The sequence below is a fragment of the Pandoraea sp. CB10b_02 genome (assembly GCF_002216225.1).
GTDB classification, from domain to species: domain Bacteria; phylum Pseudomonadota; class Gammaproteobacteria; order Burkholderiales; family Burkholderiaceae; genus Pandoraea; species Pandoraea nosoerga.
On the sequence record NZ_NJGW02000036.1, the window covers coordinates 1 to 25,831 of the forward strand.

At 65.0% G+C, this 25,831-nt stretch carries 21 protein-coding genes; 3 read left to right on the forward strand and 18 right to left on the reverse strand.

The window, feature by feature from the left end:
* Positions 1 to 94: 94 nt before the first annotated feature.
* From ftsA to coq7, 15 genes are all read right to left on the reverse strand, one after another.
* Complete coding sequence (gene ftsA / locus CDN36_RS21770; RefSeq protein WP_010806905.1) at positions 95 to 1,327, reverse strand: cell division protein FtsA; 1,233 nt, start codon at positions 1,325 to 1,327, stop codon at positions 95 to 97.
* Positions 1,328 to 1,349: 22 nt separating this feature from the next.
* Entirely contained in the window at positions 1,350 to 2,183 is an 834-nt protein-coding gene (locus CDN36_RS21775) for a cell division protein FtsQ/DivIB (RefSeq protein WP_287497889.1), read from the reverse strand.
* Positions 2,184 to 2,230: 47 nt separating this feature from the next.
* Positions 2,231 to 3,214: a D-alanine--D-alanine ligase gene (locus CDN36_RS21780; protein ID WP_150557196.1), complete on the reverse strand. Its 984-nt coding sequence runs from the start codon at positions 3,212 to 3,214 to the stop codon at positions 2,231 to 2,233.
* A gap of 1 nt (position 3,215) precedes the next feature.
* A complete protein-coding gene (murC, locus tag CDN36_RS21785; protein ID WP_150557197.1) occupies positions 3,216 to 4,625 on the reverse strand; it encodes a UDP-N-acetylmuramate--L-alanine ligase in 1,410 nt (469 codons plus the stop codon).
* A gap of 1 nt (position 4,626) precedes the next feature.
* A complete protein-coding gene (gene murG / locus CDN36_RS21790) occupies positions 4,627 to 5,730 on the reverse strand; it encodes an undecaprenyldiphospho-muramoylpentapeptide beta-N-acetylglucosaminyltransferase (protein WP_287497890.1) in 1,104 nt (367 codons plus the stop codon).
* Positions 5,727 to 6,995 carry a putative lipid II flippase FtsW gene (gene ftsW / locus CDN36_RS21795; RefSeq protein WP_150557199.1) on the reverse strand — a complete coding sequence of 423 codons (1,269 nt, stop codon included), beginning with the start codon at positions 6,993 to 6,995 and terminating at the stop codon, positions 5,727 to 5,729. Before ftsW ends, murG begins: the two co-directional genes overlap by 4 nt.
* Positions 6,992 to 8,527 (reverse strand): UDP-N-acetylmuramoyl-L-alanine--D-glutamate ligase, encoded by a 1,536-nt coding sequence (murD, locus tag CDN36_RS21800; RefSeq protein ID WP_353846878.1) that lies wholly within the window; start codon positions 8,525 to 8,527, stop codon positions 6,992 to 6,994. The genes ftsW and murD overlap by 4 nt, the downstream gene beginning before the upstream one ends.
* A 67-nt stretch (positions 8,528 to 8,594) precedes the next feature.
* A complete protein-coding gene (gene mraY, locus CDN36_RS21805) occupies positions 8,595 to 9,764 on the reverse strand; it encodes a phospho-N-acetylmuramoyl-pentapeptide-transferase (RefSeq protein WP_150557201.1) in 1,170 nt (389 codons plus the stop codon).
* 15 nt (positions 9,765 to 9,779) lie between these two features.
* Positions 9,780 to 11,177 carry a UDP-N-acetylmuramoyl-tripeptide--D-alanyl-D-alanine ligase gene (locus CDN36_RS21810; RefSeq protein WP_287497891.1) on the reverse strand — a complete coding sequence of 466 codons (1,398 nt, stop codon included), beginning with the start codon at positions 11,175 to 11,177 and terminating at the stop codon, positions 9,780 to 9,782.
* A complete protein-coding gene (locus CDN36_RS21815) occupies positions 11,174 to 12,712 on the reverse strand; it encodes a UDP-N-acetylmuramoyl-L-alanyl-D-glutamate--2,6-diaminopimelate ligase (protein WP_287497897.1) in 1,539 nt (512 codons plus the stop codon). Before CDN36_RS21815 ends, CDN36_RS21810 begins: the two co-directional genes overlap by 4 nt.
* Positions 12,713 to 12,744: 32 nt before the next feature.
* Positions 12,745 to 14,520, reverse strand: coding sequence for a peptidoglycan D,D-transpeptidase FtsI family protein (locus CDN36_RS21820; protein ID WP_150557203.1), 1,776 nt, complete (start codon positions 14,518 to 14,520; stop codon positions 12,745 to 12,747).
* A complete protein-coding gene (gene ftsL, locus CDN36_RS21825; protein WP_150557204.1) occupies positions 14,517 to 14,861 on the reverse strand; it encodes a cell division protein FtsL in 345 nt (114 codons plus the stop codon). Before ftsL ends, CDN36_RS21820 begins: the two co-directional genes overlap by 4 nt.
* Positions 14,858 to 15,811, reverse strand: coding sequence for a 16S rRNA (cytosine(1402)-N(4))-methyltransferase RsmH (gene rsmH, locus CDN36_RS21830; protein ID WP_150557205.1), 954 nt, complete (start codon positions 15,809 to 15,811; stop codon positions 14,858 to 14,860). The genes ftsL and rsmH overlap by 4 nt, the downstream gene beginning before the upstream one ends.
* Positions 15,812 to 15,833: 22 nt before the next feature.
* Positions 15,834 to 16,262, reverse strand: a complete 429-nt coding sequence (gene mraZ, locus CDN36_RS21835) for a division/cell wall cluster transcriptional repressor MraZ (RefSeq protein ID WP_150557206.1) — start codon at positions 16,260 to 16,262, stop codon at positions 15,834 to 15,836.
* A 420-nt stretch (positions 16,263 to 16,682) separates the two neighbouring features.
* Positions 16,683 to 17,339 (reverse strand): 2-polyprenyl-3-methyl-6-methoxy-1,4-benzoquinone monooxygenase, encoded by a 657-nt coding sequence (coq7, locus tag CDN36_RS21840; protein ID WP_150557207.1) that lies wholly within the window; start codon positions 17,337 to 17,339, stop codon positions 16,683 to 16,685.
* Positions 17,340 to 17,657: 318 nt separating this feature from the next.
* Here coq7 and CDN36_RS21845 point away from each other — a divergent pair, with 318 nt between their 5' ends.
* The gene (locus CDN36_RS21845; RefSeq protein ID WP_150557208.1) at positions 17,658 to 18,878 is read left to right on the forward strand and encodes a porin; all 1,221 of its coding nucleotides are present in this window, start codon (positions 17,658 to 17,660) and stop codon (positions 18,876 to 18,878) included.
* 185 nt (positions 18,879 to 19,063) lie between these two features.
* Complete coding sequence (locus tag CDN36_RS21850) at positions 19,064 to 19,543, forward strand: MarR family winged helix-turn-helix transcriptional regulator (protein ID WP_150557209.1); 480 nt, start codon at positions 19,064 to 19,066, stop codon at positions 19,541 to 19,543.
* A 249-nt stretch (positions 19,544 to 19,792) separates the two neighbouring features.
* Here CDN36_RS21850 and CDN36_RS21855 read toward each other — a convergent pair whose 3' ends face one another.
* Both CDN36_RS21855 and CDN36_RS21860 read right to left on the reverse strand, forming a co-directional pair.
* Positions 19,793 to 21,013 carry an aminopeptidase gene (locus CDN36_RS21855; protein WP_287497892.1) on the reverse strand — a complete coding sequence of 407 codons (1,221 nt, stop codon included), beginning with the start codon at positions 21,011 to 21,013 and terminating at the stop codon, positions 19,793 to 19,795.
* Positions 21,014 to 21,032: 19 nt separating this feature from the next.
* Positions 21,033 to 23,108 carry a molybdopterin-containing oxidoreductase family protein gene (locus CDN36_RS21860; RefSeq protein WP_287497893.1) on the reverse strand — a complete coding sequence of 692 codons (2,076 nt, stop codon included), beginning with the start codon at positions 23,106 to 23,108 and terminating at the stop codon, positions 21,033 to 21,035.
* Between the two features lie 214 nt (positions 23,109 to 23,322).
* On the opposite strand from CDN36_RS21860, the gene CDN36_RS21865 reads away from it, so the two are divergent.
* Positions 23,323 to 24,519, forward strand: a complete 1,197-nt coding sequence (locus CDN36_RS21865; protein WP_287497894.1) for a M20 aminoacylase family protein — start codon at positions 23,323 to 23,325, stop codon at positions 24,517 to 24,519.
* Between the two features lie 104 nt (positions 24,520 to 24,623).
* Here the strand turns inward: CDN36_RS21865 and CDN36_RS21870 are convergent, their stop codons facing one another.
* Positions 24,624 to 25,421 carry a DUF3047 domain-containing protein gene (locus tag CDN36_RS21870; RefSeq protein WP_287497895.1) on the reverse strand — a complete coding sequence of 266 codons (798 nt, stop codon included), beginning with the start codon at positions 25,419 to 25,421 and terminating at the stop codon, positions 24,624 to 24,626.
* Positions 25,422 to 25,831 lie beyond the last annotated feature (410 nt).

The window sequence follows — 25,831 nt, forward strand, 5'->3', positions numbered from 1 at the left end:
GAATTAAAAACAGATCCGGAATCGCGGGTCACATGTCGCTCGGGTAAGCCACGCGTGTCGTCAATGCCGAATCCGCACCCCTCAAAAAACAGCTTCAGAAATTGCTGAAGAACCAATCACGCATGCGCGTCCAGACCTGGTTCGCCTGTCCCGACTGCACCGCGACCTTGCGGCCGCGCATGCGCTGGGATCGCCCTTCGAGCAGCAGCCCCATCGCCGTGGCGTAGCGCGGGCTGCGCACCACGTCAGCGAGGCCGCCGGCATACTCGGGCACCCCGATACGCACCGGCTTGAGGAAGATGTCCTCGCCCAGCTCGACCATGCCCGGCATCATCGCGGCGCCGCCCGTGAGCACGATGCCCGAGGACAGCAGTTCTTCGTATCCCGACTCGCGCACGACCTGCTGCACGAGCGAGAACAGTTCTTCCACGCGCGGCTCGATCACCGCAGCGAGCGCCTGACGCGAGAGCGTGCGCGGACCGCGCTCGCCCAACCCCGGCACTTCGATCATCTCGTCCGGATCGGCCAGCGACTGCTTGGCGATACCGTGCTGAATCTTGATGTCCTCGGCGTCCGGCGTCGGCGTGCGCACGGCCATCGCGATGTCGCTGGTGATCTGGTCGCCGGCGATCGGAATGACGGCCGTGTGGCGGATCGCGCCCTCGCTGAAAATCGCGATGTCGGTCGTGCCGCCGCCGATGTCGATGAGCACCACGCCCAGTTCCTTCTCGTCTTCCGTGAGCACCGAGATGCTCGAGGCGAGCGGCTGCAGAATCAGATCGTTGACTTCGAGGCCGCAGCGACGCACGCACTTCACGATGTTCTGGGCGGCCGACACGGCCCCGGTCACGATGTGGACCTTCACTTCGAGACGGATGCCGCTCATGCCGATCGGCTCGCGCACGTCCTCCTGGCCGTCGATGATGAATTCCTGCGTGAGGATGTGCAGCACCTGCTGATCGGTCGGAATGTTGATCGCCTTGGCCGTCTCGATGACGCGCGCCACGTCGGCCTGCGTCACCTCCTTGTCCTTGATCGCGACCATGCCGCTCGAGTTGAAGCTGCGGATGTGGCTGCCGGCAATGCCGGTAAACACGTTGGTGATCTTGCAGTCCGCCATCAGCTCGGCCTCTTCGAGCGCACGCTGAATGGACTGCACCGTGGCCTCGATGTTGACGACGACGCCCTTTTTCAGGCCTCGCGATTCGCTCTGGCCGAGGCCGATCACTTCATAGCGGCCTTCAGGGCGCAGCTCGGCCACCACCGCCACGACTTTCGACGTGCCGATATCGAGGGCGACCAACAGATCCTTGTAATCTTTGCTCATAGCGTGTGTAAGTCCTGAAGTCTCACTGGCTTCGCAGCGCCCGGGCGGCGGGTTTCGTCGCCGGCTTCTGCGAATCCCGCTTTTGCGGCGGTGTCGCGGCAAGTTTCTTGGCCTGCTCTTCGCTCAAGAACCGCATGCCCGCGGCCCGTACTGCAAAACCGTTCGGATAACGCAGATCGGCGTACTCGATCTGGTTGCCCCAGCGTGCCGCCACCTGCGGATACGCCTGCACGAAGCGGCGGCTGCGCGTGGACAGGGTCTCGGGCGTACGCTCGCGTCCCAGCGCCAGTTGCAGCCCGCCGGCGAGTCGCACGCCCCAGGCGTACCGGTTCGACAGCGTCACCGCCTCGGGTTTCATGTTCAGCGGCGCGAACCACTTCACGAAGTCGTAGTAGCGCGCCGTGACATCCTTTTCGCTGCCCGGCGGGCCCGCGAACTCCGGCAACTTGCCGTCGTCCTCCGCTTCGGCCAGGTTCGCCGCGAAAAGCTCGCCGTCCACACTCACCAGACGGCCGTCGTTCCACGTGGCGAGCGGCTTGTACTCCTCGATGGTCACCGCAAGCTGATTGGGCCAGACGCGCCGCACGCTCGCATGCCGCACCCACGGCACCGCCTCGAACGCCGCCCGCGTGGCGTCCAGATCGATCGTGAAGAAGTTGCCCTTGAGGCGCGAGACCGCATTGGCGCGCAAGGTCGGCCCGTTGATGTGGGCCACGTCTCCATCGATCTGAATCGCCTTGAGCGTGAAGATCGGCCGCTGGATCAGCCAGTGGCCGCCCGCCGCGAGCGCCGCCAGCACGACGAGTGCGACGAGCGCACTCGCGATGGCGTTGAGCAGGCGTACGTTGTGCCACATGGCGATTCGCTTTCCGTATCAGGGCGTTGTTCAACGCGATCAAGGTTTTACTCGGGCTTCCACTGCGCGTTCGGATGCAGGTCGAGCGTCGCGGTGGCCAGAATTTCCAACACCAGGTCTTCGTATGACAGGCCCGCCGCGCGCGCCGAGATCGGCACCAGCGAGTGGCCGGTCATGCCCGGCGACGTATTGATCTCCAGCAGGAACGGCTTGTTGTCGCGCTTGCGCAGCATCACGTCGGCGCGCGCCCAGCCGCGGCAGCCCAGCACGAGGTACGCGCGCAGCACGAGGCGCTGCACCTCTTCCTGCAACGACACCGACAGCGGCGGCGGGCACTCGTAGCGGGTGTCGTCCTTGAAATACTTGTTCTGGTAGTCGTAGTTCGCGTCGGGCGCCACGATGCGGATCACCGGCAGCGAGCGCGCCGCGGCCGCGCCCTTCGTGCCCACGCCGAGCACGGGCACGGTGAGCTCGTCGCCATCGATGAACTCCTCGGCGAGCACGTCGGGGTCGAGCGCGGCGGCCTTCTCGTAGGCGGCCTTCAACTGGGACGCGTCGGTGACCTTCGTCAGTCCGATGGTCGAGCCCTCGCGCGACGGCTTGACGATCAGCGGCAGACCGAGGTCGCGCGCGACGGCGTCGAAATCGCTGTCGGCCGACAGCATCGTGAAGCGCGGCGTGGGCAGCCCTTCGTTGATCCACACGCGCTTGGTCATTTCCTTGTCCATCGCCAGCGCGGACGCCAGCACGCCGCTGCCGGTGTACGGAATGCCCAGATGCTCGAGCGCGCCCTGCAGCGTGCCGTCTTCACCATAACGGCCGTGCAACGCGATGAACACGCGGTCGAACTTCTGTGCGGCGAGCGCCGCCAGGTCGTGCGTGCCGGTGTCGAAAGCGTGGGCGTCCACGCCGCGCGAGCGCAGTGCTTCGAGCACGCCGTTGCCCGAAATCAGCGAGATCTCACGCTCGGCCGAGCGCCCGCCCATCAGGACGCCAACCTTGCCGAAACGCTTCGGATCGAAAGCACTCACGTCAAACTCCTTGCTGGACTTGCAACTTGCCGGGCACCGCGCCGATCGAGCCGGCACCCATGGTGATCACGACGTCGCCCGCGCGGGCGACTTGCACAATGGCGTCGGGCAACTGCGCGACATCCTCCACGAAAACCGGCTCGACCTTGCCCGCCACGCGCAGCGCACGGGCGAGCGCACGGCCGTCGGCGGCCACAATGGGCGCTTCACCGGCCGAATACACTTCGCCGAGCACCACGGCGTCGGCCTCGGAGAGCACCTTCACGAAGTCTTCGAAGCAGTCGCGCGTGCGCGTGTAGCGATGCGGCTGGAACGCCAGCACGATGCGACGGCCCGGAAACGCGCCGCGCGCGGCCGCCAGCGTCGCGGCCATTTCGACCGGGTGATGCCCGTAGTCGTCGATCAGCGTGAACGTGCCCGCTCCGCTCGCCTTGGGCAGCGCGATCTCGCCGTAGCGCTGGAAGCGCCGGCCCACGCCGTTGAACTCGGCCAGCGCCTGCTGGATCGCGGCGTCGGGCACCTCGAGTTCGGTCGCGATCGCGATGGCGGCCAGCGCGTTGCGCACGTTGTGCTCGCCCGGCAGATTCAGCGTGATATCGAGCGGCGGGGCGCCGGCGCCGAACCGGCGCAGCGCGGTAAAGCGCATCTGAGCGCCCTGCGCGCGCACGTCGATGGCGCGCACCTGCGCGTCTTCCGACAGGCCGTAGCGCACGATCGGCTTGGAGACGAACGGCAGGATCTCGCGCACGTTCGGGTCGTCCACGCACAGCACGGCAATGCCGTAGAACGGCAGACGCTGGGTGAACGCCACGAAGGACTGCTTCAGGCGCGCGAAGTCGTGCCCGTAGGTGTCCATGTGATCGGCATCGATGTTCGTGATGACTTCGATGACCGGATTCAGATTCAGGAACGAAGCGTCCGACTCGTCGGCCTCGACCACGATGAAGTCGCCCGTGCCAAGCTTCGCGTTGGCGCCGGCGCTGTTCAGGCGCCCGCCGATGACGAAGGTCGGATCGAGGCCGCCCTGGCCGAGCACGCTCGCCACCAGGCTCGTGGTGGTCGTCTTGCCGTGCGTGCCGGCGATCGCGATGCCCTGCTTCAGACGCATGAGCTCCGCGAGCATCAGCGCGCGCGGCACGATGGGGATCTGACGGGCGCGGCCAGCCAGCACCTCCGGATTGTCCGCCGTCACGGCGGTGGACACCACGATGGCGTCCGCGCCGTCGATATGTTCGGCCGCATGGCCGCGGGCGATGCGCGCACCGAGACTGGCAAGACGCTGCGTGAGCGCGTTCTCGCCGAGATCGGAGCCGCTCACCTGGTAGCCCAGGTTGAGCAGCACCTCGGCAATGCCGCTCATGCCCGAGCCGCCAATGCCGACGAAGTGAATGTGCTTGACGATGTGTTTCATTTCAATCCTTGGCCAGGGCCGCGCACACGCGCGCCACCTGCTCGGTGGCGTCCGGCTTGGCGAGCGCCCTGGCTTTTTCTCCCATCGCGAGCAGCGATTCGCGCGTCTGACGGCGCAGCCACTCGGTCAGGGTCTCGACCGACAGCTCTCGCTGGTCGATCAGCGTTGCCGCGCCCTTGTCGGCGAGAAAACGCGCATTGGTCGTCTGGTGGTCGTCGACCGCGTGCGGGAACGGCACGAAGAGCGCCGCCACCCCGGCCGCGGCCACTTCGGCCACCGTCATCGCGCCCGCGCGGCAGATCACCAGATCCGCCGCCGCGTAGGCCGCGACCATGTCGTCGATGAACGGCACGGCTTCGACCGTCACCCCCGCCGCGGCGTAATTCGCCTGCAGCGTCTGAATATGTTTCACGCCCGCCTGGTGCGTGACGACCGGGCGTGCTTCGCGCGGCAGCCGGGCCAGCGCCTTCGGCACGATCTCGTTGAGCACCGTGGCGCCCAGGCTGCCGCCCACGACGAGAATGCGCAGCGGCCCGCTACGTGCGTTGTAGCGCTCGGCCGGCGGCGCCATGTGGTCGAAGTCGGCGCGGATCGGGTTGCCCACCCACTCGCCGCCCGCAATGGTGTCCGGGAAGGCCAGCAGCACCTTGTCCGCCACGCGCGCGAGCACCTTGTTCGCGAGCCCCGCCACCGAGTTCTGCTCGTGCAGCACGAGCGGGCGGCCCAGCAGCGAGGCCATCATGCCGGCCGGGAACGTGATGTACCCGCCCATGCCGAGCACCACGCTCGGCTTCGCACGGCGAATCGCGCCCAGGCTTTGCCAGAACGCGCGCAGCAGGTTGAACGGCAGCAGGAACTTGGTCGCCAGCCCTTTGCCGCGCAGCCCGCCGAACTTCACGAATTCCATCGGAATGTCGTACTTCGGCACGAGCGTGGCTTCCATGCCGTTCGGGTTGCCGAGCCAGACCACGCGCCAGCCCTGCACCCGCAGGAAGTTGGCGACCGCGAGCCCCGGGAAGACGTGACCGCCCGTGCCGCCGGCCATGACCAGCAGCGTGCGCGTCTTCGTCTGCGGCGCGGGCATCGCGGTTGCGCGCTCGGTCATACCTTGCCTCCCCGCATCAGCACGCGGTTCTCGTAATCCACCCGCAGCAGGATCGCGACGGCCACGCAGTTGAGCAGGATCCCGGAGCCGCCGTAGCTCACCAGCGGCAGCGTCAGCCCCTTGGTCGGCAGCAGGCCGAGGTTCACGCCCATGTTGATGAAGGTCTGCGCGCCCAGCCACACGCCCACGCCCTTGGCGAGCAGACCCGCGAAGGTGCGCTCGAGCGCGAGGGCCTGGCGGCCGATCTCGAACGCGCGCCGCACCAGCCAGTAGAACAGCAGGATGACGACGAGCACGCCCACGAATCCGAACTCCTCGCCGATCACCGCGAGGATGAAGTCGGTATGCGCTTCGGGCAGGTAGTGCAGTTTCTCGATGCTGCCGCCCAGGCCCACACCGGTCCATTCCCCCCGCCCGAACGCGATGAGCGAGTGCGTGAGCTGGTACGCCTTGCCCAGCGCGTAGTCTTCGCGCCACGGATCGAGATACGCGAAGATCCGCTCGCGGCGCCATGGCGAGAGCCAGATCAGCATGGCGAACGTGCCCACCGCGGTGAGCGCCAGGCCGCCGAAGAGCCGGCCGTTCACCCCGCCGAGGAACAGAATGCCCATCGCGATCGCGGCCACCACCATGAACGCGCCCATGTCGGGCTCGAGCAGCAGCAGCAAGCCGACGAACACCACGGCGATGCCCATCGGCAGGAAGCCCTTGCCGAAGCTCTGCATGAATTCCTGCTTGCGCACGGTGTAGTTCGCGGCGTACAGGGTGACCGCGAGCTTCATGATCTCGGACGGCTGCAGGTTGAGCACGCCGAACGGAATCCAGCGCTTCGAGCCGTTCACGCCCTTGCCCACGTGCGGGATCAGCACGATCACGAGCAGTACCAGTGCGAGCAGGAACAGCTTCGGCGCGAGCTTGTCCAGCGTCTTGACCGGAATGCGGAACGTGATCGCCGCAGCCGTGAGGCCCATCGTGAGCGACACGATATGGCGGCCGAGAAAGTGGAACGTCGAGTAGCCGCTGTACTTCGGCGAATCGGGCAGCGCGACCGACGCCGAGTACACCATCACCAGTCCGAGCGAGAGCAGCGCGATGACCACCCACATCAGCGCGTGGTCGTATTCGAGCATGCGCGAGCGCGTCGGCTTGATGCCGTTGAGCGTGCGGCTCGCGGCATGGGTCGCCGCGCCCGGGGCCGTGGCCGAGCCCGCGCCGGCGAAGCCGGCCTGGCGCTTCTTGCTGAAGAACGACTTGATACGGCTCATAGCATCACCCCCGCCTCGGCGGCCAGATCAACCACGGTGTCGCGAAACACCTGCGCCCGATGCTCGTAGTTGCGGAACATGTCCAGACTGGCGCAGGCCGGCGAGAGCAGCACCGCGTCGCCGGGCTGGGCGAGGCGGGCCGCTTCGCGCGTGGCGGCTTCGAGCGTGGGAGCGTCGATCAGTTCGACGCCCGTGTCGGCCAGCGCTTCACGCAGCAGCGGCGCGTCGCGGCCAATGAGCAGCACGGCGCGCGCATGGTGCGCGACCGGGTTGGCCAGCGGCGAGAAGTCCTGCCCCTTGCCGTCGCCGCCGGCGATCAGCAGCAGCGTCTTCTGCAGCCCGGTGATCGCGGCGACCGTCGCGCCCACGTTGGTGCCCTTGCTGTCGTCGTAGTACTCCACCTCGTTGAGGGTGGCCACGAGTTGGACGCGGTGCGGCTCGCCCGGGTATTCGCGCAGGCCGTGCAGCAGCTTGGCCATCGGCAGGTCGATGGCGCGCGCGAGCGCGAGCGCGGCCAGCGCATTGGCCGCGTTGTGCTGGCCGCGGATGCGCAGCGCGTCGGCCGGCATGAGGCGCTTGCCCAGCACCTCGACGCTCGCTTCCACGGCCTGCGCCTTGCGGCGCCTGGGCGCGGGCGGCGCGTCGTCGCGCGTGAAGCCCTCGACGAGCCACCACATGCCGCCTTCCATCTCCAGGCCGAAGTCCCCCACGGCGTCGGGCTTGCCCGTGCCGAAGGTCACGACGTTGGCCTCGGGCGACGCAAACGCGATCACGCGCGCATCGTCGCGATTGAGCACGCGCACGGTCTGCGCGCCGAAAATACGTGCCTTGGCCGCGGCATAGGACGCCATGTCGCCATGCCAGTCCAGGTGGTCCTGCGTGATGTTGAGGATCGCGGCCGCGTCGGGTGCGAGCGAGTGCGTCGTCTCGAGCTGGAAGCTGGAGAGTTCGAGCACCCAGACGTCGGGCAGCGTGGCGTCGGCGATGCACTCGGTAAGCCGGTCGAGCGCGGTCGGGCTGATGTTGCCGGCCACGGCCGTGCGCTTGCCGGCGCGCCGGCACAGTAATCCCGTGAGGCTCGTGGTCGTGGTCTTGCCGTTCGTGCCCGTGATCGCGAGCACCTTCGGCGCGTAGCCGCTCGTCGCCTGCATGTGGCGCAGCGCCTGCGCGAAGAATTCGATCTCGCCCCAAACCGGCACGCCGCGCTCGGCGGCCTCGGCCAGCAGCGCGGCGGTGTCGGGCGCGAGCGGCGAGAGGCCCGGGCTGATGCCGATGAGCTCGATGTCGTCGAGCAATGCATCGATCCGGTCGGCGAACGCGCCGCCGATGAATTCGGCTTGCGGCGCCTCGGCGCGCAGCGTGGCGAGGTTCGGCGGCACATTCGACGAATCCGCCGAGGCAAAGCGCGTGTCGGCCGTGCGCACACGGCAGCCGTAACGCGCGCACCAACGCGCCATCGCCAGGCCGGACTCTCCCAGACCCAGGATCAGGACACGCGGTTGCCAGGATTCACCAAACTTCTCGCCGAACACGTCGCTCTTTCCCTTTTATCGTTTCAAAACCACCTGCGAATGCATCGCTTGCCTGCTGCCGCCGCGCTCAGCGCAGCTTGAGCGTGGACAGGCCGATCAGCACCAGCATCAGTGTGATGATCCAGAAACGGACCACCACCTGCGTTTCTTTCCAGCCCGACAGTTCGAAGTGGTGGTGCAGCGGCGCCATCTTGAAGATGCGTCGCCCCTCGCCGAACCGCCGCTTCGTGTACTTGAACCACGTCACCTGCAGCATGACCGACAGCGTCTCGGCCACGAACACGCCGCCCATCACGAACAGCACGATTTCCTGACGCACGATCACCGCCACCGTGCCGAGCGCGCCGCCGAGCGCGAGCGCGCCGACGTCCCCCATGAAGACCTGTGCCGGATGCGTGTTGAACCACAGGAACGCCAGCCCCGCGCCGGACATCGCCGAACAGAACACGAGCAGCTCGCCCGCGCCCGGAATGTGCGGGAACAGCAGGTACTTCGAATACACCACGTTGCCCATTACGTAAGCGAACACGCCGAGCGCCGCCCCCACGAGCACGACGGGCATGATGACCAGGCCGTCGAGACCGTCCGTGAGGTTAACGGCGTTGGACGAGCCCACGATGACAAAATAGGTGAGCGCGATGAAGCCGAACACGCCGAGCGGGTAGCTCATCGTCTTGAAGAACGGCACGATGAAGTCGGCCTTCGGCGGCAATCCCAGCGGGAAACCGTCGCGCACCCAGCCGATAAACAGCTCGAACACCTTCAGGTTGCTCGTCTCGGAGACCGAGAACGCCAGGTAGATCGCCGCAAACAGGCCGATCAGCGATTGCCAGAAATACTTCTCGCGCGACGACATGCCGCGCGGATCCTTGTAGACGACCTTCCGATAATCGTCGATCCAGCCGATGATGCCGAAGCCCAGGGTGACCAGCAGCACGATCCAGACGAAACGGTTGCTCAGATCGGCCCACAGCAGCGTGGCCACGGTAATGCCGATGAGAATCAGCACACCGCCCATCGTGGGCGTACCCGACTTCACGAGGTGAGTCTGCGGGCCGTCGGTGCGCACGGCCTGGCCCACCTTCATTTCGGTCAGCTTGCGGATGACCATCGGCCCGAAAGCGAGCCCGATCACCAGCGCCGTGAGGCTTGCCATCACGGCCCGAAACGTCAGGTAGTTGAACACGCGCAAATAGCTCGCATCCGCTTGCAGCCATTGCGCCAACGTCAGCAACATTCCATCAATCCTTTATCACTTGGCCGGGGCGTCGCCGCCCGCGGTTTCATTCGTCGCGCGCAATGCTTCGAGCACGCGCTCCATCCGCATGAAGCGGCTTCCCTTCACCAGCACCGTCGCCGGCGCGCTCAATGTGGCATTCAGTTCGGCCACGAGCGACACGACGTCCGCGAAATGCTCGCCGCCGTCGCCGAAGGCGGCAACGCCCGCTTGCGTCAGCTCGCCCATCCCGAGCAGGCGATCGACGCCGCGCTGCGCCGCATATTCGCCCACTTCCCGATGGAACGCCGGGCCGTTGTCGCCCACTTCCCCCATGTCGCCCAGCACCAGCACGCGCGGCGCCGGCGTTTGAGCGAGTACGTCGATTGCGGCCCGGACCGAATCGGGGTTCGCATTATAGGTGTCGTCGATCAGCGTGACGCCGGCGAGACGCCCCTTGGAGAGCGTCGACACCTGGAGACGGCCTTTGACGGGCGCAAACGCTTCGAGTGCCCGCGCGATCGACCCGGTGTCGACGTGCGCGCCCAACGCGCACGCGATCGCGGCCAGCGCGTTGCGGGCGTTGTGTTCGCCAAGCAGCGGCAGCGTAAGCGCGAACTCCCCGGCGGGGGACGCCACGCGCAGCACGCGTGTGGCCACGTCGTAGCGGCCCGAGACGGCGGCGCGCGCATCGAGCGCGAAGTCGAGCACGCGGCGCTTGCCCGCGATCTCGCGCCACATCGGCGCGAACTCGCTCTCGGCCGGGAACACGGCAGTGCCCTCGGGTGGCAGCGCGGCGAGCACGGCGGCATGCTCTTCGGCCACCGCGGCTACGCTCACCATGAATTCCTGGTGCTCCCGCTGTGCGTTGTTGATCACCGCCACCGTGGGCTGCGCGATGCGCGCGAGGTACGCCGTCTCGCCCGGGTGATTCATGCCCAGTTCGAGCACGGCGAGCTTGTCGCCCGCCTTGAGCCGGAACAGCGTGAGCGGCAGGCCGATGTCGTTGTTGAAGTTGCCCGCGGTGGCCAGGCGCGCGTCGGCGCCGACCGCTTCGGCGAAGATCGCCGAGATCATTTCCTTGACGGTCGTCTTGCCGTTGCTGCCGGTCACCGCCACCACGGGAATCGCGAACCGGCGGCGCCATGCGGCGGCGAGCTCACCCAGCGCGATGCGGGTGTCCGGCACGACGAGGGCGGGCGTCCCGAAGCCGTCCGGCACGCGCGCGGCCACCACCGCGGCGGCGCCCGCGCGCGCCACGTCGGCGAGAAAGTCGTGCGCGTCGAAGCGCTCGCCCTTGAGCGCGACAAAGAGATCGCCCGGCTGCACCGAACGGCTGTCCGTCACGACGCGGGCGAACGCCGTGGACGGCGCTCCCGTCACGCGCGACCCGGTGACGGCGGCCTGGGCGTCGCTCAGCTGCCACATCGTCATTCGCCACCTCCGCGTACCGTGGTCGCACGCGCGGCCAATGCCAGACGCGCATGCTCCTGATCGGAGAACGGCCGTTTCTTGCCCATGATTTCCTGTGTACTTTCGTGTCCCTTGCCCGCGATCAGCACGACATCGGCCGCCTGCGCCGCTCGCACGGCCTGCAAAATCGCGCTCGCGCGGTCTTCGATGCGGCGCGCGGCGTCGGGTTGTGCGAGCCCGGCGGCGATTTGCGCAATGATGTCAGCCGGCGCTTCCGTGCGCGGGTTGTCGCTCGTGAGCACGATGGCGTCCGCCAGACGCTCGGCCACCGCGCCCATCTGCGGGCGCTTGCCCGCGTCGCGATCGCCGCCGCAGCCGAACACGCACACCAGCTTGCCGCCGCGTGCGGCTGCCACCGGACGCAGGGCGTGGAGTGTCTTGTCGAGCGCGTCGGGCGTATGAGCGTAATCGATGACGACGAGCGGCTGTCCCGGCTGGCCGATCTGCTCCATGCGGCCAGACACCGGCGTGAGCGTTGCCAGCCCGGCGATCGCAACGTCCTGCGGCACGCCGGCAGCCAGCGCCGCGCCCAGCACGGCGAGCGCATTGCTCACGTTGAATTCGCCAATGAGCGGGATCGTGATCTGCTGGCTCTGGTCGTCGATATGCAGCGTGAAACGCGTGCCAGACGTGGTGGCGCGCACGTCTTCGGCGCGCAGCACCCGGTTGCCGTGCGCCGAGCCCGCGTCGCCGTGAATGCCAAATTCGTAGACCGGCGTCTTGCCGGCCAGACGCTGGAGCAGGCGCCGCCCCATCGCGTCGTCACGGTTGATGACGGCCGCTTTCAGTCCTGGCCAGTCGAACAGGCGCGTCTTTGCCGCTTCGTACTCGGCCATCGTGCCGTGGTAATCGAGATGGTCCTGCGTGAGGTTGGTGAACACGGCGACGTCGAACGCCACCCCGTTCACGCGGCCCTGGTAGAGGCCGTGCGACGAGACTTCCATCGCGACGGCGGCCGCGCCCTGCCCGCGCAGGTCCGCAAGGCTGCGCTGCAGTTGCACGGCGTCGGGCGTGGTGAAGCCGGTGACCGTCAGATGGCCGGGAAAGCCGCTGCCGAGCGTGCCGATCACGGCGCTGCGCGTGCCCGCTTTCGAGAGCAGTTGAGAGAGCCACTGGCTGCACGACGTCTTGCCGTTCGTGCCGGTCACGCCGAGCACCGTCATGCCGACGCTCGGCTCGCCGTTCCACAGCGCCGCGAGCGGGCCCGCGAGCCAGTCGAGACGCGGCACGCCGAATTGCGGCACGTTGGCAAGGCCGGCAAGCGCTGCCGGCCACGTGAAGCCGTCGCTCTGCCAGAGCACGGCGGCCGCGCCGCGCTCGACCGCGTCGGCGATGAAGCCCCGGCTGTCGGCGCCCTTCACCGCGTAGGCCACGAACACGTCGCCCGGCGCCACGCGGCGGCTGTCGGCGTGCAGCGTGGCGCCAGCGGGCACCGTGCGGCGCAGCCAGTCCCAGGCTTGCGCGAGCACGGCGCGCTCGGCGGCGTCCGCGATCATGGCCAGCGTGGCCGGGTTCCGAGGCGTCGGCGTCACGGTGCCCATGGCTCGCTCTCCTCGACCTTGTCGCTCACGACGAGCTTCGTCACCGGCGAATCCGGCACCACGTTCAACGCCCGCAGCGTGCCGCCGACGATCGCGGCGAATGCCGGACCGGCTGCCACGCCGCCGTAATGCGAACCGCGTCCCGGCTCGTCGAGCGTGACGGCCACGATGATGCGCGGCTCCGACATCGGCGCCATGCCGACGAACGATGCACGGTACTTGCTCTTGTCGTAGCCGCGGCCCGATTGCTTGTACGCGGTACCGGTCTTGCCACCCACGCGGTAGCCGACGACCTGCGCGCGCGTGGCCGTGCCGCCCGGCGACGTCACCATCTCGAGCATCTTGCGCACTTCGCGCGCCGTGGCTGGGGAGATCACCGGCGTACCCTTCACGACGCTGCCATCGGTCTTGTAAATCGAGATGGGCAGCAATTCGCCGTCGTGAGCGAACACGGTGTAGGCGCGCGCGAGCTGAATGAGCGACGCGGACAGGCCATAGCCGTAGCCCATCGTCGCCTGTTCGATCGGGCGCCAGCTCTTGGCTGGCCGCAGCCGGCCCGCCACGGCGCCGGGAAAGCCGATCTTGGGCGCCTGACCGAGCCCGACGCTCGTGAACATGTCCCACATTTCCTGCGGTTTCATCTGCAGCGCGATCTTCGCGGTGCCAATGTTGCTCGACTTCTGGATGACGCCCTGCACGGTAAGCAGGCCGTAGTCGTGCGTGTCCGTGATCGTCGCGCCGAACATGTTGGCGCGGCCGGTCGTCATCACCGTCGACGACGGTTTGACATAGCCGTTTTCCATGGCCGCGGCGATCGTGATCGGCTTCATGATCGAGCCGGGCTCGAACGTGTCGGTGATGACGCGATTGCGCAGCTGTGCGCCGGTCAGGTTCGTGCGGTTGTTCGGGTTGTAGGTGGGCAGGTTCGCGAGCGCGAGCACTTCGCCCGTGCGGACGTCGAGCACCACGGCGCTGCCGGCCTTCGCGCCGGTGCGCTCGATGGCGTCCTTGAGTTCGCTGTAGGTGAGGAACTGGATCTTGCTGTCGATCGACAGGGTGATGTCGTGACCGTCGCGCGGCTGCGCGAGGATGTCGAGATCCTCGACCACGCGCCCGAGCCGGTCCTTGATCACGCGGCGGCTGCCCGGGGTCGCGGCCAACGCCTTCTGCATCGACAGCTCGACGCCTTCCTGGCCGATGTCCTCGACGTTGGTGAAGCCGACGATATGCGCCGCGATTTCGCCTTCCGGATAAAAACGCTTGTATTCCTTGCGCTGGTAGATGCCGGGAATGTCGAGGTCGGCGACTTGCTTGGCCACGTCCGGCAGCACCTGACGCTTCACGTACACGAAGCTCTTTTCCTGGTTGAGCTTGCGGCGCAGGTCCGGCTCGCTCATCTCGAGCAGCTTTGCCAACTGGCGAACCTTCTGCGGCGAGACGTCGTCTGGCACGTCTTCGGGAATGGCCCAGATGGCCTTGACGGGGAGGCTGGTGGCGAGCACCTGACCGTTACGGTCGAACACCTTGCCGCGCGTGGCGGACATCTCGAGTGTGCGTTCGTAACGGCTCTCGCCCTGGCGTTGATAGAAGGCGTTGCCCGGGCCCTGAATCCAGAAGGCGCGGGCGACCAGCGACGCAAACGCGCCGAAGATCATGAACACGAGCATCTTCGAGCGCCACATCGGCAGGCGAACGGACAGGACCGGACTCGCGGAGAACTGCACGTCCTTGGTCTTGGCCTTGGCGTCCTTGCGGCGGATCATCGCTTGCCTCCGCTTGCGGGGGCGGACGCGGCGCTCGCGGTGGGCACCGGTACGTCGATCATCGCGCCCGCGCTGCCGGCGGGGGCGGACAGATACTGCGTGCGGCCCGGCGAGACGGCCTGCATCTTCAGGTCGCTGCGGGCCACGCTTTCGATGCGCGCGCTCTTGCTCTGCGCACTTTGCTCGTACTGGAGACGGTCCCAGTCCTGCAGCAACTGGTGCTCGAGCGCCTGCTCGCGGTTGAGTTCGACGAACGTGCCGCGAGCGCGGTATTGCGCGTTGATGAGCGAGAGGGCGCACGCGATGAGCAGCGCGAGCAGGAGGATGTTGAGCCGGCTCATGTCGACACCCGCTCCATGACGCGCATGATCGCCGAGCGCGCGCGCGGGTTGGCTTCGATCTCGGCGGCCGAAGGCTTGATCTTGCGACCGGTCTTGAAGGGCGGCTCCGGAATTTCGTGGGCGCGCAGGGGCACGCGGCGATCCACCGCCGGCGCGCTCGCGTGCGCTTGCATGAAGCGCTTCACGATACGATCTTCCAGCGAATGAAAACTGATCGCCACGAGTCTGCCTCCCGTTTCGAGGACATCGGCCGCCACATCGAGTGCTATCTGCAGGTCCGCAAGCTCTTGATTGACGTGAATCCGTAGAGCCTGAAAGGTACGTGTTGCCGGGTCCTTGCCCTTCTCACGGGTCTTGACGGCGCCAGCCACGATCTCGGCAAGCTCCCGAGTGCTGACGAGTGGGCCGAGGCGGTCGGCGTTTGCCCGGCGAGCAACAAGCGCCTTTGCAATCTGAAAAGCAAACCGTTCTTCCCCATAGTCCTTGATGACCTCCGTCATTTCTTCCAGCGTTGCCCGGGCCAGCCAATCGGCAGCCGACTCGCCGCGCGTGGGATCCATGCGCATGTCGAGCGGACCGTCGAGTCGAAAACTGAATCCGCGCGCGGGATCGTCGAACTGCGGCGACGAGACGCCCAGGTCCAGCAAAACGCCCGACACCTTGCCGATACCGCGTCGGGCCAGCGCTTCGCGCAACGTCGCGAAGCTGTCGTGCTCAATCGAAAATCGCGGATCGGCAATCTTTGCCGCCTCCGCGATCGCTTGGGGGTCCTTATCGAATGCGATCAGCCTCCCCTTGGCGCCCAGCCGCTCCAGTAGCCTGCGACTGTGCCCGCCGCGGCCGAACGTGCCGTCGACGTAGACGCCGTCGTCGCGCCACAGCAAGGCATCCACGGCCTCCTCCAGCAGGACCGTGCGGTGCTGCATTACCGTTTCCACCGCGTGCGCCATGCTCGTCGGACCACCTGACCTGTCAAAAAGTGAAGTTCTTGAGTGCTTCCGGCATACCTTGCGCCATCGCCGCCTGTTCCTTGGCGGTGTACGTCGCGGCATCCCAGAGTTCAAAGTGACTGCCCATGCCCAGCAGCATGACTTCCTTGTCCATGCCCGCGGCCGCGCGCAACTCCGGCGCCACCAGGACACGCCCGGCCGAATCCATCTCGACGTCGGCTGCGTTGCCCAGGAAGATGCGCCGCCACCAGTGCGCGTCCATCGGCAGTGCGGCGATCTTGCCGCGGAAGATCTCCCATTCGGGACGCGGGAACAGCAACAGACATCCGTCCGGGTGCTTCGTGATCGTCACCTTGCCTTCAGCTTCGCCCTGCAGCACGTCACGATGCCGGGCCGGAATCGACATCCGTCCCTTCGCATCCAGTGAAAGTGCCGAGGCTCCCTGAAACACGTGCGCTCCCGTGAGGTTTCGTCCGCCTGCCCGTCATGCCGAAAGAGAAAGATTTCGTGCCTTACGCCACACAAAAATACACTTTCTCACACTATTTCCCACTTTAGAGGAGAGTGTTTGGGCGGTCAAGCTTTTCACCCGTTTTTCGGAGGAAATTTGGTAGACAGAACAATGACTTAGCGCACTTTCCTAAAGCCGGAAAACGGAATTTTGTCAGGAAAATTAAAGACATAAACGCGATAGTGAAAGTGGAACCTCAAACTTTCGGCGTCGCCTCGCGGGAGGCCCGCCATCACTATCGATACCGGGGAGTGCGCGCTCACGCCGAGCGAAAGCCGGCGCTGTGCCGGGCGGCGGCGTCACGCGAGGGAAGTTCGATACCGGATGAGGGGTCGATCGGGGGAATACGGCGCAGACGTTCTATATATAGTAGGCGGTCGTCGTCATGACCTTCGCGGCGGCGCGCATGGCGCGCTGCACCGGCACGGGCAGTTCGACGCCGCCGGCATCCCGCGCGGCCTGGCCGTGCTCGATTTCGTCGATGCGCATCTGATCGACGATGGCGCGCGAGCGCGTGTCGTGGGCGGGCAGGTCGTCAAGATGACCCTCAAGATGATGCTCGACCTGGCGCTCCGTCTCCGACATGAAGCCGAGACTGACCCTGTCACCACACTTGCCCGCGACGAAGCCGATTGCGAACGCGCCGGCGTACCAGAGCGGATTCAGCAGACTGGGGCGCGAGCCCAGTTCCGAGAGGCGATGGGCGGTCCACGCAAGATGGTCCTCCTCCTCCCTGCCCGCATGCTCGAAGGCAGCGCGCAGCTCGGGCCGCTTCGTCGCGAGCTTCTGCGCCTGATACAGCGCCTGCGCGCAGACTTCGCCGACGTGGTTCACCCGCATGAGACCCGCGACGTGGCGGCGCTCCCGCGGCGAAAGCGCGTCGTCGCCCGCCGGCGCTTCGCTGACGTCGTCATCTATATAGGAAGGGGGCACGGGCGTCGGGCGCGAAGCCCGGGTAACGCCCGCGATCGCTCGCAGGCCACGGTCAAGCTCGGAGATCAGACTGTCGGAGAACATCGTACTTTCAACCCATCCAAATCTTTCACTATGTGGAACGCAGGACGATTCTTCCACGCACACCGTCCATGATACGCGCCTTTGCCCGGCGCGCCCTGCGCGGGCGCAAAGGCGCGAAATGCCCGCCGGACGCCGGTTTCCGGGCTGTTGCGTAAACGAAACAAAGGGCGCCGGAAACCCGCGTAAAACCGGCCTTTTCCTTTGCCGGCCACAGTGAATTTGTTACATTACGTCCAACTTCTCGCGAAGTTGATTAGCAAGGACGTTATCACTAGTGACCTTGTTAAACAAATCTCACAATCCTTTGGAGATCACTCAATGAAAAAGTCGCTTCTCGCTCTGGGTGTGCTCGGCGCATTCGCTGGCGCTGCTCACGCACAAAGCAGCGTGACCCTGTACGGTATCATCGACGCTGGCATTTCGTACGTCAGCAACGAAGTCAACGCTGGCAACAACGCAAACACCACCAGCGGCAGCAAGAACTTCAAGTTCAGCAACGGCAACCTGCAAGGTTCGCGTTGGGGCCTGAAGGGCGCTGAAGATCTCGGCGGCGGTCTGAAGGCGATCTTCGTCTTGGAAAACGGCTTCTCGCTGGGTAACGGCACGCTGGGTCAAGGTGGCCGCATGTTCGGTCGTCAGGCCTACGTTGGTCTGAGCAGCGCTACGGCTGGTACGGTCACCATCGGTCGTCAATACGACTCCGTGGTTGACTTCGTTGGTCCGCTGGCTGTCGGCAGCCAATGGGCAACGTTCTCGGGCGCTCACCCGTTCGATAACGACAACCTGAACAACTCGTTCCGTATCAACAACTCGGTCAAGTACACGAGCGCCAACTACGCTGGCTTCACGTTCGGCGGCCTGTATGGCTTCTCGAACCAGTCGAACAACGGCGGCGGCAGCGGCTTCGCAAACAACCGCGCATGGTCGGCCGGTCTGGGCTACGCCAATGGTCCGCTGACGTTGGGCGCTGGTTATCTGTACATCGGTACGCCGGGTAACGGCACGGCTGGCGCTATCAACGGCGACTACGCCAACCTGAACGAAGTCGGCGCATGGAACAACGGCACGGTCGGCACCGCAGCAACGACCAGCGTCGTGGACAAGCAACAAATCTACGCAGCGGGCGGCTCGTTCGCATTCGGCCCGGCAACCGTCGGCCTGGTGTACAGCCACTCGAAGTTCGACTACCTGCCGGGCGTGGGTGGTGGCAGCTGGAAGTTCGACAACATCGAAGCCAACGCCAAGTACATGCTGACGCCGGCTCTGCAACTGGGTCTGTCGTACACCTACACGTGGTCGAAGCTGAGCGGCAACACCGTTGCAGCCAATCTGTACAACAGCGGTGGTGCTGAAGTGTCGCCGAAGTGGCACCAAGTCAACCTGGGCGTCGACTACTTCCTGTCGAAGCGCACCGACACGTACCTGGTTGGCAACTGGCAACACGCCACGAACGGTTCGTGGGCACAGCTGAACGGTCAACCGGCCAGCTCGAGCGCCAACCAGTTCGCCGTTACGGCTGGTATCCGTCACAAGTTCTAAGCTGACAGTTTCTGTCACTTAAGCTTTGACGAAAAGGGCACCTTCGGGTGCCCTTTTTTATTGCCGTGCCGCTTCGCCGTAGCGCGCCGCTCGTGCATCTCACACCCCCCCGTACATCCCCATCTTGACCTCACGTTTATTTCAAACCTAAAATTTCCATACTGTAAATTTCTGCTCCCTTGACCATGAGCCTCGCCGACTCGGACTCTCTCGATCTCGAAACGCGCGCCCACGATCGCGAGCACGACGCACTGCGCCTGTGGTTGCGGCTCCTCACCTGCGCCAACATGATCGAGACGGACATTCGTTCGCGCCTGCGCCAGGAGTTCGACTGCACGCTGCCGCGCTTCGATTTACTCGCGCAGCTCGACCGTCATCCCGAGGGATTGAAGATGGGCGAGCTGAGCAAGCGGATGATGGTCACCGGCGGGAACGTGACCGGTATCACCGATCAGTTGGAGAAGGAAGGTTGGGTGACGCGCGAAACGGTCGTCAACGATCGGCGGGCCTTCCTCATCAAGCTCACACCGCGAGGCAAAAAAGCCTTTTCCAATATGGCACGGGCTCACGAGCAGTGGATCGAAGCGCGCCTGGGACGTCTTCCTGAAGACCGCCGACAACAGCTGTACGGCCTGCTGGGCGATCTCAAGACGGTGATCGGCTGAGCGATACCCCGCCGATACCCCGCCTGCGCTGGCTCGCGCGCCCGTGCCATTAGGCGATCGTATCGTCATCGTCGCCGAGCGAAACCGCCGTGCGTCGAGCGCGGCGCCAGTCGTAGTCTGCCCCTGCCGCTCGGCCACGACCATTCTTTTGCACGGGGCCGCAGAAGCCCCTTTCCGTTCTCGACTTACCTGGACTGACATCCAGCGCTTGCGCAGGGAACGCACGGCCGTCCTCTCAGGGGCGGCCTGTCATCGCCCGGCCTGTACCGGCGTGTCCATCATGGCTCTCGCGGCCATCGCGGCCGGCGTATGGTCCAGCGTTGTGAGCGCCGCGTTGCGCTCGGCCTCCGGGCGTTTCGACATCGCCTTGACGGCCGCATAGAACCTTGGCAAATCGTCGTGTTCCTGCGCAAGCAGCGCCATGAATGCCGGAACCCATTGGTTGTAGGTGGCGAAGGAGCCGATCTTCGCATTGTTCAGGTCACTGGCAAACCATAGATCGAAGCCTTGGTATCCGCCCCATGAGCGCTTCAGAGCGTCATAGTCCGCGCGCATGGCGGCGAACAAGGCGTCTTTCTGCACCGCTTTATCGGCATCTGACGCAGCACTGGCATACAGCGTCTCCAGACGCTTCCGATAGCCGTCGACCAGCTTGCGGAACTGGCGCCGGTGCGCGTCGTAGCGCTCGTACTCCATGGCGGCATCGGGGTGCTCGCTCAGCCATCGGCGCACGCCTACGGTCTCCACCGCCACGGCGAACGACTCGTTGAACGCCGTGTCTCCCCGAACGAACAGTATCTGATGCGCGAGCTCATGGAAGATCATGCGGGCGACTTCCGCGCGCGGCAGGTAAATGAAGGTATTGAGCAGCGGATCGTCGAAATACCCCAACGTCGAGTACGCCGGAATACCCGCGACGAACGTCTCCCAACCGTCGCGGTGCAACTCAGCCGCGTATGCTTCGGCGGACTCGCGCGAGTAATACCCGCGATATTCCACACAGCCAACGACCAGCAAGCATGATTCATGGAGCTTCAGGGAGAGCGGGGGTGCGGCGAACACGTTGTAGACAACGAAGGGCCGCTTCAGATCGGCGTAGCTGCGATAGCTGCCATTGTCCGGCTCACCCAGCGACGTCACGGCATAGCTTCGAATCTGTTCGGCCTCGACAAGCCGCGCACGCAGGCGCGGGTCGAGCGACGGGTCGGCCAGCAGGTCTGCCACTGGCTGTGCCTTGTGCAGCACGGTGAAGTGTCCGTTGATGGACTGCGCGTAGTATCCGACCTGACTGCATCCCGCCAGCGCGAACAGCAGTCCGTTCACTGCCACGGCCGCTAACGCGCGACACGCCCGCGTCGCCGGCAGTGCGGCAATCATGGACATCGCCCGGCACAGCGGCAGACCGAACGCCTGCGGTACCTTTTTGAAATGCTGACGGCCCATGCGCTGCCCCTCGTCGACGCCCGCCATTGCTGCCGCCGATGCCGCGTTATAACGGCGCCACGTCGACGAGGCAATCGTAAAACGTCGGCGCGCGTCCGAGATCGGTCAGTTGTTGACTCGTGACCTCATTGGCGTTCTTGCCATCCGGCGCGAGTTTCTTCCACCAGATCGACAGGCCGACGACCACGCCTTCCCGCGCACGATCGGTGACGCGGGCCTTCGCGTTCAACGTGCCCCGATCGTTGAAGATCTTCACGATGTCACCGTCGGCAATCCCTCGCGGGGCAGCGTCTGACGGGTGGATGTCGAGCGTCGGCTCCCCTACCGAGGCGCGCAGGCTGTCGACGTTTACGAAGCTTGAATTAAGGAAGTTGCGCGCCGGCGGCGAAATCATCGCCAACGGGTAGCGCTCGGCCAACGCCGGATTGCTGGCAGCCGATTCGTAGGGCGGCACCCAATCCGGCAATGGGTCGAAACCCTCCTCCAGCATCCGCTCGGAATAGAACTCGCACTTGCCCGACGGGGTATAGAACTGACCGTTGGCGAACGGTGCTTCGGGAAGGTCATAGCGGATCCAGCCGTCGCGCTTGAGCTGTTCCCAACTGCTGCCCGCCATGCGGGCGTCGTTCCAGCGAATGGACTGTGCCGCGAGGTCATCGTCCGTGTCGGAAAAGCATGGCTCCTGCCAGCCCATCCGCTTCGCCAGCAGACGGAAGATCTCCGAATTCGGTTTCGCTTCGCCCAGCGGGGCGATCGCGGGGTTGTTGGCCAGCAGATAGGTGTGGCCATATGCCTTGTGGATGTCGAGGTGCTCGAGCTGTGTCGTGGCCGGCAGCACGAAATCAGCATAGTCAGCGGTATCGGTCTGGAAATGTTCGAGTACGACCGTGAACAAATCCTCGCGTCCGAAACCCTCGGCAACCTTGGCCGACTCGGGGGCCACGGCGACCGGGTTACTGTTGTAGACGATGACCGCCTCGATCTTCGGCCCGAACGTTCCACCGCCCGGATGGCACAACGCATCGCCAATGGCGCTCATGTTGACCACACGCGGCGGCCGGTCCTGCCTGGGCCGCAGATCCGGACGGGCTTGAGCCACGCCGTCCACCGGCGCAAAGCCGGACGTCGACATCAGCAGCCCGCCTGCCGGATCGCGCCAGGCGCCGATCAACGCCGGCAGGCATGCGATCGCGCGCGTGGCCTGCCCGCCGCCCCGGACGCGCTGCATGCCGTAGTTGAGGCGAATCGCCGCAGGCCTGACGCTAGCGTATTCCCGCGCCAGCGCGATGATGACGTCTTCACTGATTCCGCAGATTTCCGCCACGCGCGATGGCGTATAGCGCCGCACACGCTCCTTGAGCTGAGGATATCCGACCGTGTGACGCGCGATGTATTCGTGATCGACAAGATCCTCATTGATCAGAACGTGCATCATGCCGAGCGCGAGCGCAGCATCGGTGCCGGGAAGCAACGCAATGTGCTGGTGGCATTTTTCGGCCGTCAGAGAACGATACGGATCAATGGCAATGAGCTTTGCCCCACGGCGCTTCGCCTCCTGCGCGATCGCCCAGAAGTGCACGCTCGAGGTGATCGGGTTGCTGCCCCAGATCAGGATCAGCTTGCTGTCGACGAAATGTTCGACATGCATGCCCACGCCCGCGCCATACGTGTAACGCATGCCGGCCGCGCCTGCACTCGCGCAGATGGTGCGATCGAGCTCCGACGCGCCAATCTTGTTGAAAAATCGTGCCGCCATCGATTCACCCTGCACGAAACCCATCGTGCCCGCGTAGCTGTACGGCAGGATCGCTTCCGGCTCGCGTGCCGCGATGGCCCCGAGCCGAGCGGCAATCTCGTCGAGCGCCTCGTCCCAACTTACCCGCACGAACTGGCCGCTGCCTTTCGGGCCGACACGCTTTAGCGGGTGCAGCAGGCGCTCGGGATGATAGGTCCGTTCGGTGTAGCGAGCGACTTTCGTACACAACACGCCCTTGGTCGTCGGATGGTCGGGATCGCCCTGAACCTTGATCGCAACGCCGTTCTCCACCGTTACGTGCAGCGCGCACGTATCGGGACAGTCATGCGGGCATGCGGCCCGAACGACGTGGGCTTCGGTCGTCATCACTACTCCTTTTCTCTACGCAAATACGTCGCCAGGGGACAGTGGGGACGTTGGCGCTATTGTATTACGTTCGTTCGCGCCCTGCCCCGCCGCGCGGCGCATCAGGGCGTTTTTCGGCCGTTTCCGGGGCGCCGCTCGGCCGATTCCCAGCCAGGGTGTCATACCCGTCCATTAGGGGTAAGATGGGCCATTGCGCTCCGCAGGAAAACCCGACATGAAGCTGATCCCAGAAATCGACGCCGCCCGCGGCGAAATTCAGTCCATCCGACGTGACATCCATGCCCACCCGGAGCTTTGCTTCGAAGAGAAACGGACGTCGGACATCGTTGCCGATACGCTGACCAAGTGGGGCATCCCGATTCACCGGGGCCTCGGCACGACAGGCGTGGTCGGCATCATCAAGAACGGCACCAGCGACCGTGCGATCGGCCTTCGTGCCGACATGGACGCACTGCCGATTCACGAAGCGAATACGTTCGAACACGCGTCGAAGCATGAAGGCAAGATGCATGCGTGCGGGCACGACGGACATACGGCCATGCTGCTTGCTGCGGCGCAATATCTGCAGAAGCATCGCCATTTCGACGGCACCGTTTATCTGATTTTCCAGCCTGCCGAAGAAGGCGGCGGCGGCGCCCGCGAAATGATCAAGGACGGCCTATTCGAGCGCTTCCCGATGGAAGCGGTTTTCGGAATGCACAACTGGCCCGGCACGCCGAGCGGCACATTTGCCGTGACCCCCGGCCCGATGATGGCGTCGAGCAATGAGTTCAAGATCACCTTGCGCGGCAAGGGAACGCACGCTGGCATTCCCCATGCCGGCATCGACCCCGTGCTCGCCGCGGTGCACGTGGCCCAGGCGCTGCAAAGCATCATCTCCCGCAACAAGCGCCCCATCGACTCGGCTGTGCTGTCCATCACGCAGATCCATGCCGGTGACACGACCAACGTAGTGCCCGACGAAGCATGGCTCGGCGGAACGGTTCGCACGTTCTCGATCGAGGTGCTCGATCTGATCGAGTCGCGTATGCGCGAAATTTCGGAGTTTGTGGCCAAGGGCCTCGGCTGCGCGGCCAACGTCGAGTTCCATCGCAATTACCCGCCCACGATCAACGATCCCGCCATGGCAAGCCTGTGCGCGGACGTCATGCGCCAGGTCGTGGGCGACGAAAACGTCAACGACATGGTCGAGCCGACGATGGGCGCGGAAGACTTCTCTTTCATGCTCCTCGAGAAGCCCGGCGCGTACGTTTTCATCGGAAATGGCGACGGTTCGCACCGCGACCATGGTCACGGCCTTGGCCCATGCAACCTGCACAACGCCAGCTACGACTTCAACGATGACCTGTTGCCGCTGGGCGGCACCTATTGGGTAAAGCTGGTCGAGACGTACTTCGCCCGCAATCAATGACGCTCCACGGCCTGGTCCGCACGGAAGAATGAACAAAGCCGGCAAAATGACTTGCCGGCCTTTTTTCGTTTCTCACGTTTCTTACGTTTGTCGCGAACGTCTGATTATTTGGCGGCTGTTGTCGTCGGAATCGCGTCCGTGTCCAGACGAATGTCCCCGTACCAGGCGGTGTATTTGGATTGCGTGTTGTCACCATCGCTCATGATCGCAATACCGATCAGACGCCCCGGTGGTTCACCGAACGCTCGCTCGTAGTCGCTGGCAATGTCACGCGAATAGACCAACCATTTACCGAGATTCGCTTCGCCACGCTCGACGACCACGGAGCGAATACGTCCGGTATAGGGGTTGGCAATGATCTCGTCCTTGGCGAACTTCCCGTCGCCCCAGGTGTATATCAACGTCGCGTAGGGAAGATCGCGGCCGCTCACCAGACGAGCCAGCTCGCGATGCAGATGATCCTGCACGGTCAGCTTTCCCGAGTCACCGTCGAATGCGAGAGCAATACGGACGGGGGCGTCATCGAAACGCTTCGTGCGGATGTCGGCGTCGGCGGGAAGCGCATCGGCACGCCAACGCCACGCCAGTTTCGTACCGGCATAAACCGGGATATCGAGTTTCTGCGCGATACCAGAGGCCGATCCGTCGACCCGCGCACGAATGACGGCAATGCCGTCATTGTCGGCCATCTGTTCGTAAGCTGTCAGCCGCTTGTTACGCGTGACGAGATAGGTCTCCCAGTGCGGAGGCAGTCCGTCCGAAGTCGTGACAGCAGAAAGGGGGGCGATGTCGTCGTGGTGCGACGGCGCGGCGTGGGAAATCGGCACCGAAATCGGCACCTCATGCTTCGGATCCAGCTGCGCGCATCCGCTGACTCCTGCGACCACGGCGGCGGCGATCACGCACGCACGTCCCGAACGCCGAATTGCATGGCGTCTGCTTCGAATTGGATTCACCACCCGTCTTGCTCCCCAAACTGCACTAACCCCGTGGAGGGAATGCTAAGCGAGAAGTGACCGTCCATCTACAGGGAATTTCACCTCATTGCAGTGGAACAACAGGGACAAAGCTGCATGTTGTGCTGTGCGCGGGTCAACGCCCCCAGCGCATTGCGCCCGTGCCGAGCATGGGGTCGTCCATGCATCCCAAGGCTTCATTTTCGGAGGCAGGCAAAAGCAACACTCAAGCGCGCCTGCAAAGCAAAAACCCCTTGCCAGGCGACTGGCAAGGGGTTTTTAAGGGGAGCCTGACGATTACCTACTTTCACACGGGAATCCGCACTATCATCGGCGTGGAGTCGTTTCACGGTCCT

Excerpts from the sequence above, each read along its gene's own strand:
- coq7 (WP_150557207.1), bottom strand. The coding sequence starts at position 17,339 with ATGTTCTCCGACAGTCTGATCTCCGAGCTTGACCGTGGCCTGCGAGCG.
- CDN36_RS21860 (WP_287497893.1), bottom strand. The coding sequence starts at position 23,108 with ATGACGACCGAAGCCCACGTCGTTCGGGCCGCATGCCCGCATGACTGT.
- rsmH (WP_150557205.1), bottom strand. The coding sequence starts at position 15,811 with ATGGCGCACGCGGTGGAAACGGTAATGCAGCACCGCACGGTCCTGCTG.
- CDN36_RS21845 (WP_150557208.1), top strand. The coding sequence starts at position 17,658 with ATGAAAAAGTCGCTTCTCGCTCTGGGTGTGCTCGGCGCATTCGCTGGC.
- murC (WP_150557197.1), bottom strand. The coding sequence starts at position 4,625 with ATGAAACACATCGTCAAGCACATTCACTTCGTCGGCATTGGCGGCTCG.
- CDN36_RS21855 (WP_287497892.1), bottom strand. The coding sequence starts at position 21,013 with ATGGCGGGCGTCGACGAGGGGCAGCGCATGGGCCGTCAGCATTTCAAA.
- CDN36_RS21865 (WP_287497894.1), top strand. The coding sequence starts at position 23,323 with ATGAAGCTGATCCCAGAAATCGACGCCGCCCGCGGCGAAATTCAGTCC.
- CDN36_RS21810 (WP_287497891.1), bottom strand. The coding sequence starts at position 11,177 with ATGACGATGTGGCAGCTGAGCGACGCCCAGGCCGCCGTCACCGGGTCG.
- CDN36_RS21850 (WP_150557209.1), top strand. The coding sequence starts at position 19,064 with ATGAGCCTCGCCGACTCGGACTCTCTCGATCTCGAAACGCGCGCCCAC.
- ftsW (WP_150557199.1), bottom strand. The coding sequence starts at position 6,995 with ATGAGCCGTATCAAGTCGTTCTTCAGCAAGAAGCGCCAGGCCGGCTTC.
- ftsL (WP_150557204.1), bottom strand. The coding sequence starts at position 14,861 with ATGAGCCGGCTCAACATCCTCCTGCTCGCGCTGCTCATCGCGTGCGCC.
- murG (WP_287497890.1), bottom strand. The coding sequence starts at position 5,730 with ATGACCGAGCGCGCAACCGCGATGCCCGCGCCGCAGACGAAGACGCGC.
- CDN36_RS21775 (WP_287497889.1), bottom strand. The coding sequence starts at position 2,183 with ATGTGGCACAACGTACGCCTGCTCAACGCCATCGCGAGTGCGCTCGTC.
- CDN36_RS21815 (WP_287497897.1), bottom strand. The coding sequence starts at position 12,712 with ATGATCGCGGACGCCGCCGAGCGCGCCGTGCTCGCGCAAGCCTGGGAC.
- ftsA (WP_010806905.1), bottom strand. The coding sequence starts at position 1,327 with ATGAGCAAAGATTACAAGGATCTGTTGGTCGCCCTCGATATCGGCACG.
- mraY (WP_150557201.1), bottom strand. The coding sequence starts at position 9,764 with ATGTTGCTGACGTTGGCGCAATGGCTGCAAGCGGATGCGAGCTATTTG.
- CDN36_RS21820 (WP_150557203.1), bottom strand. The coding sequence starts at position 14,520 with ATGATCCGCCGCAAGGACGCCAAGGCCAAGACCAAGGACGTGCAGTTC.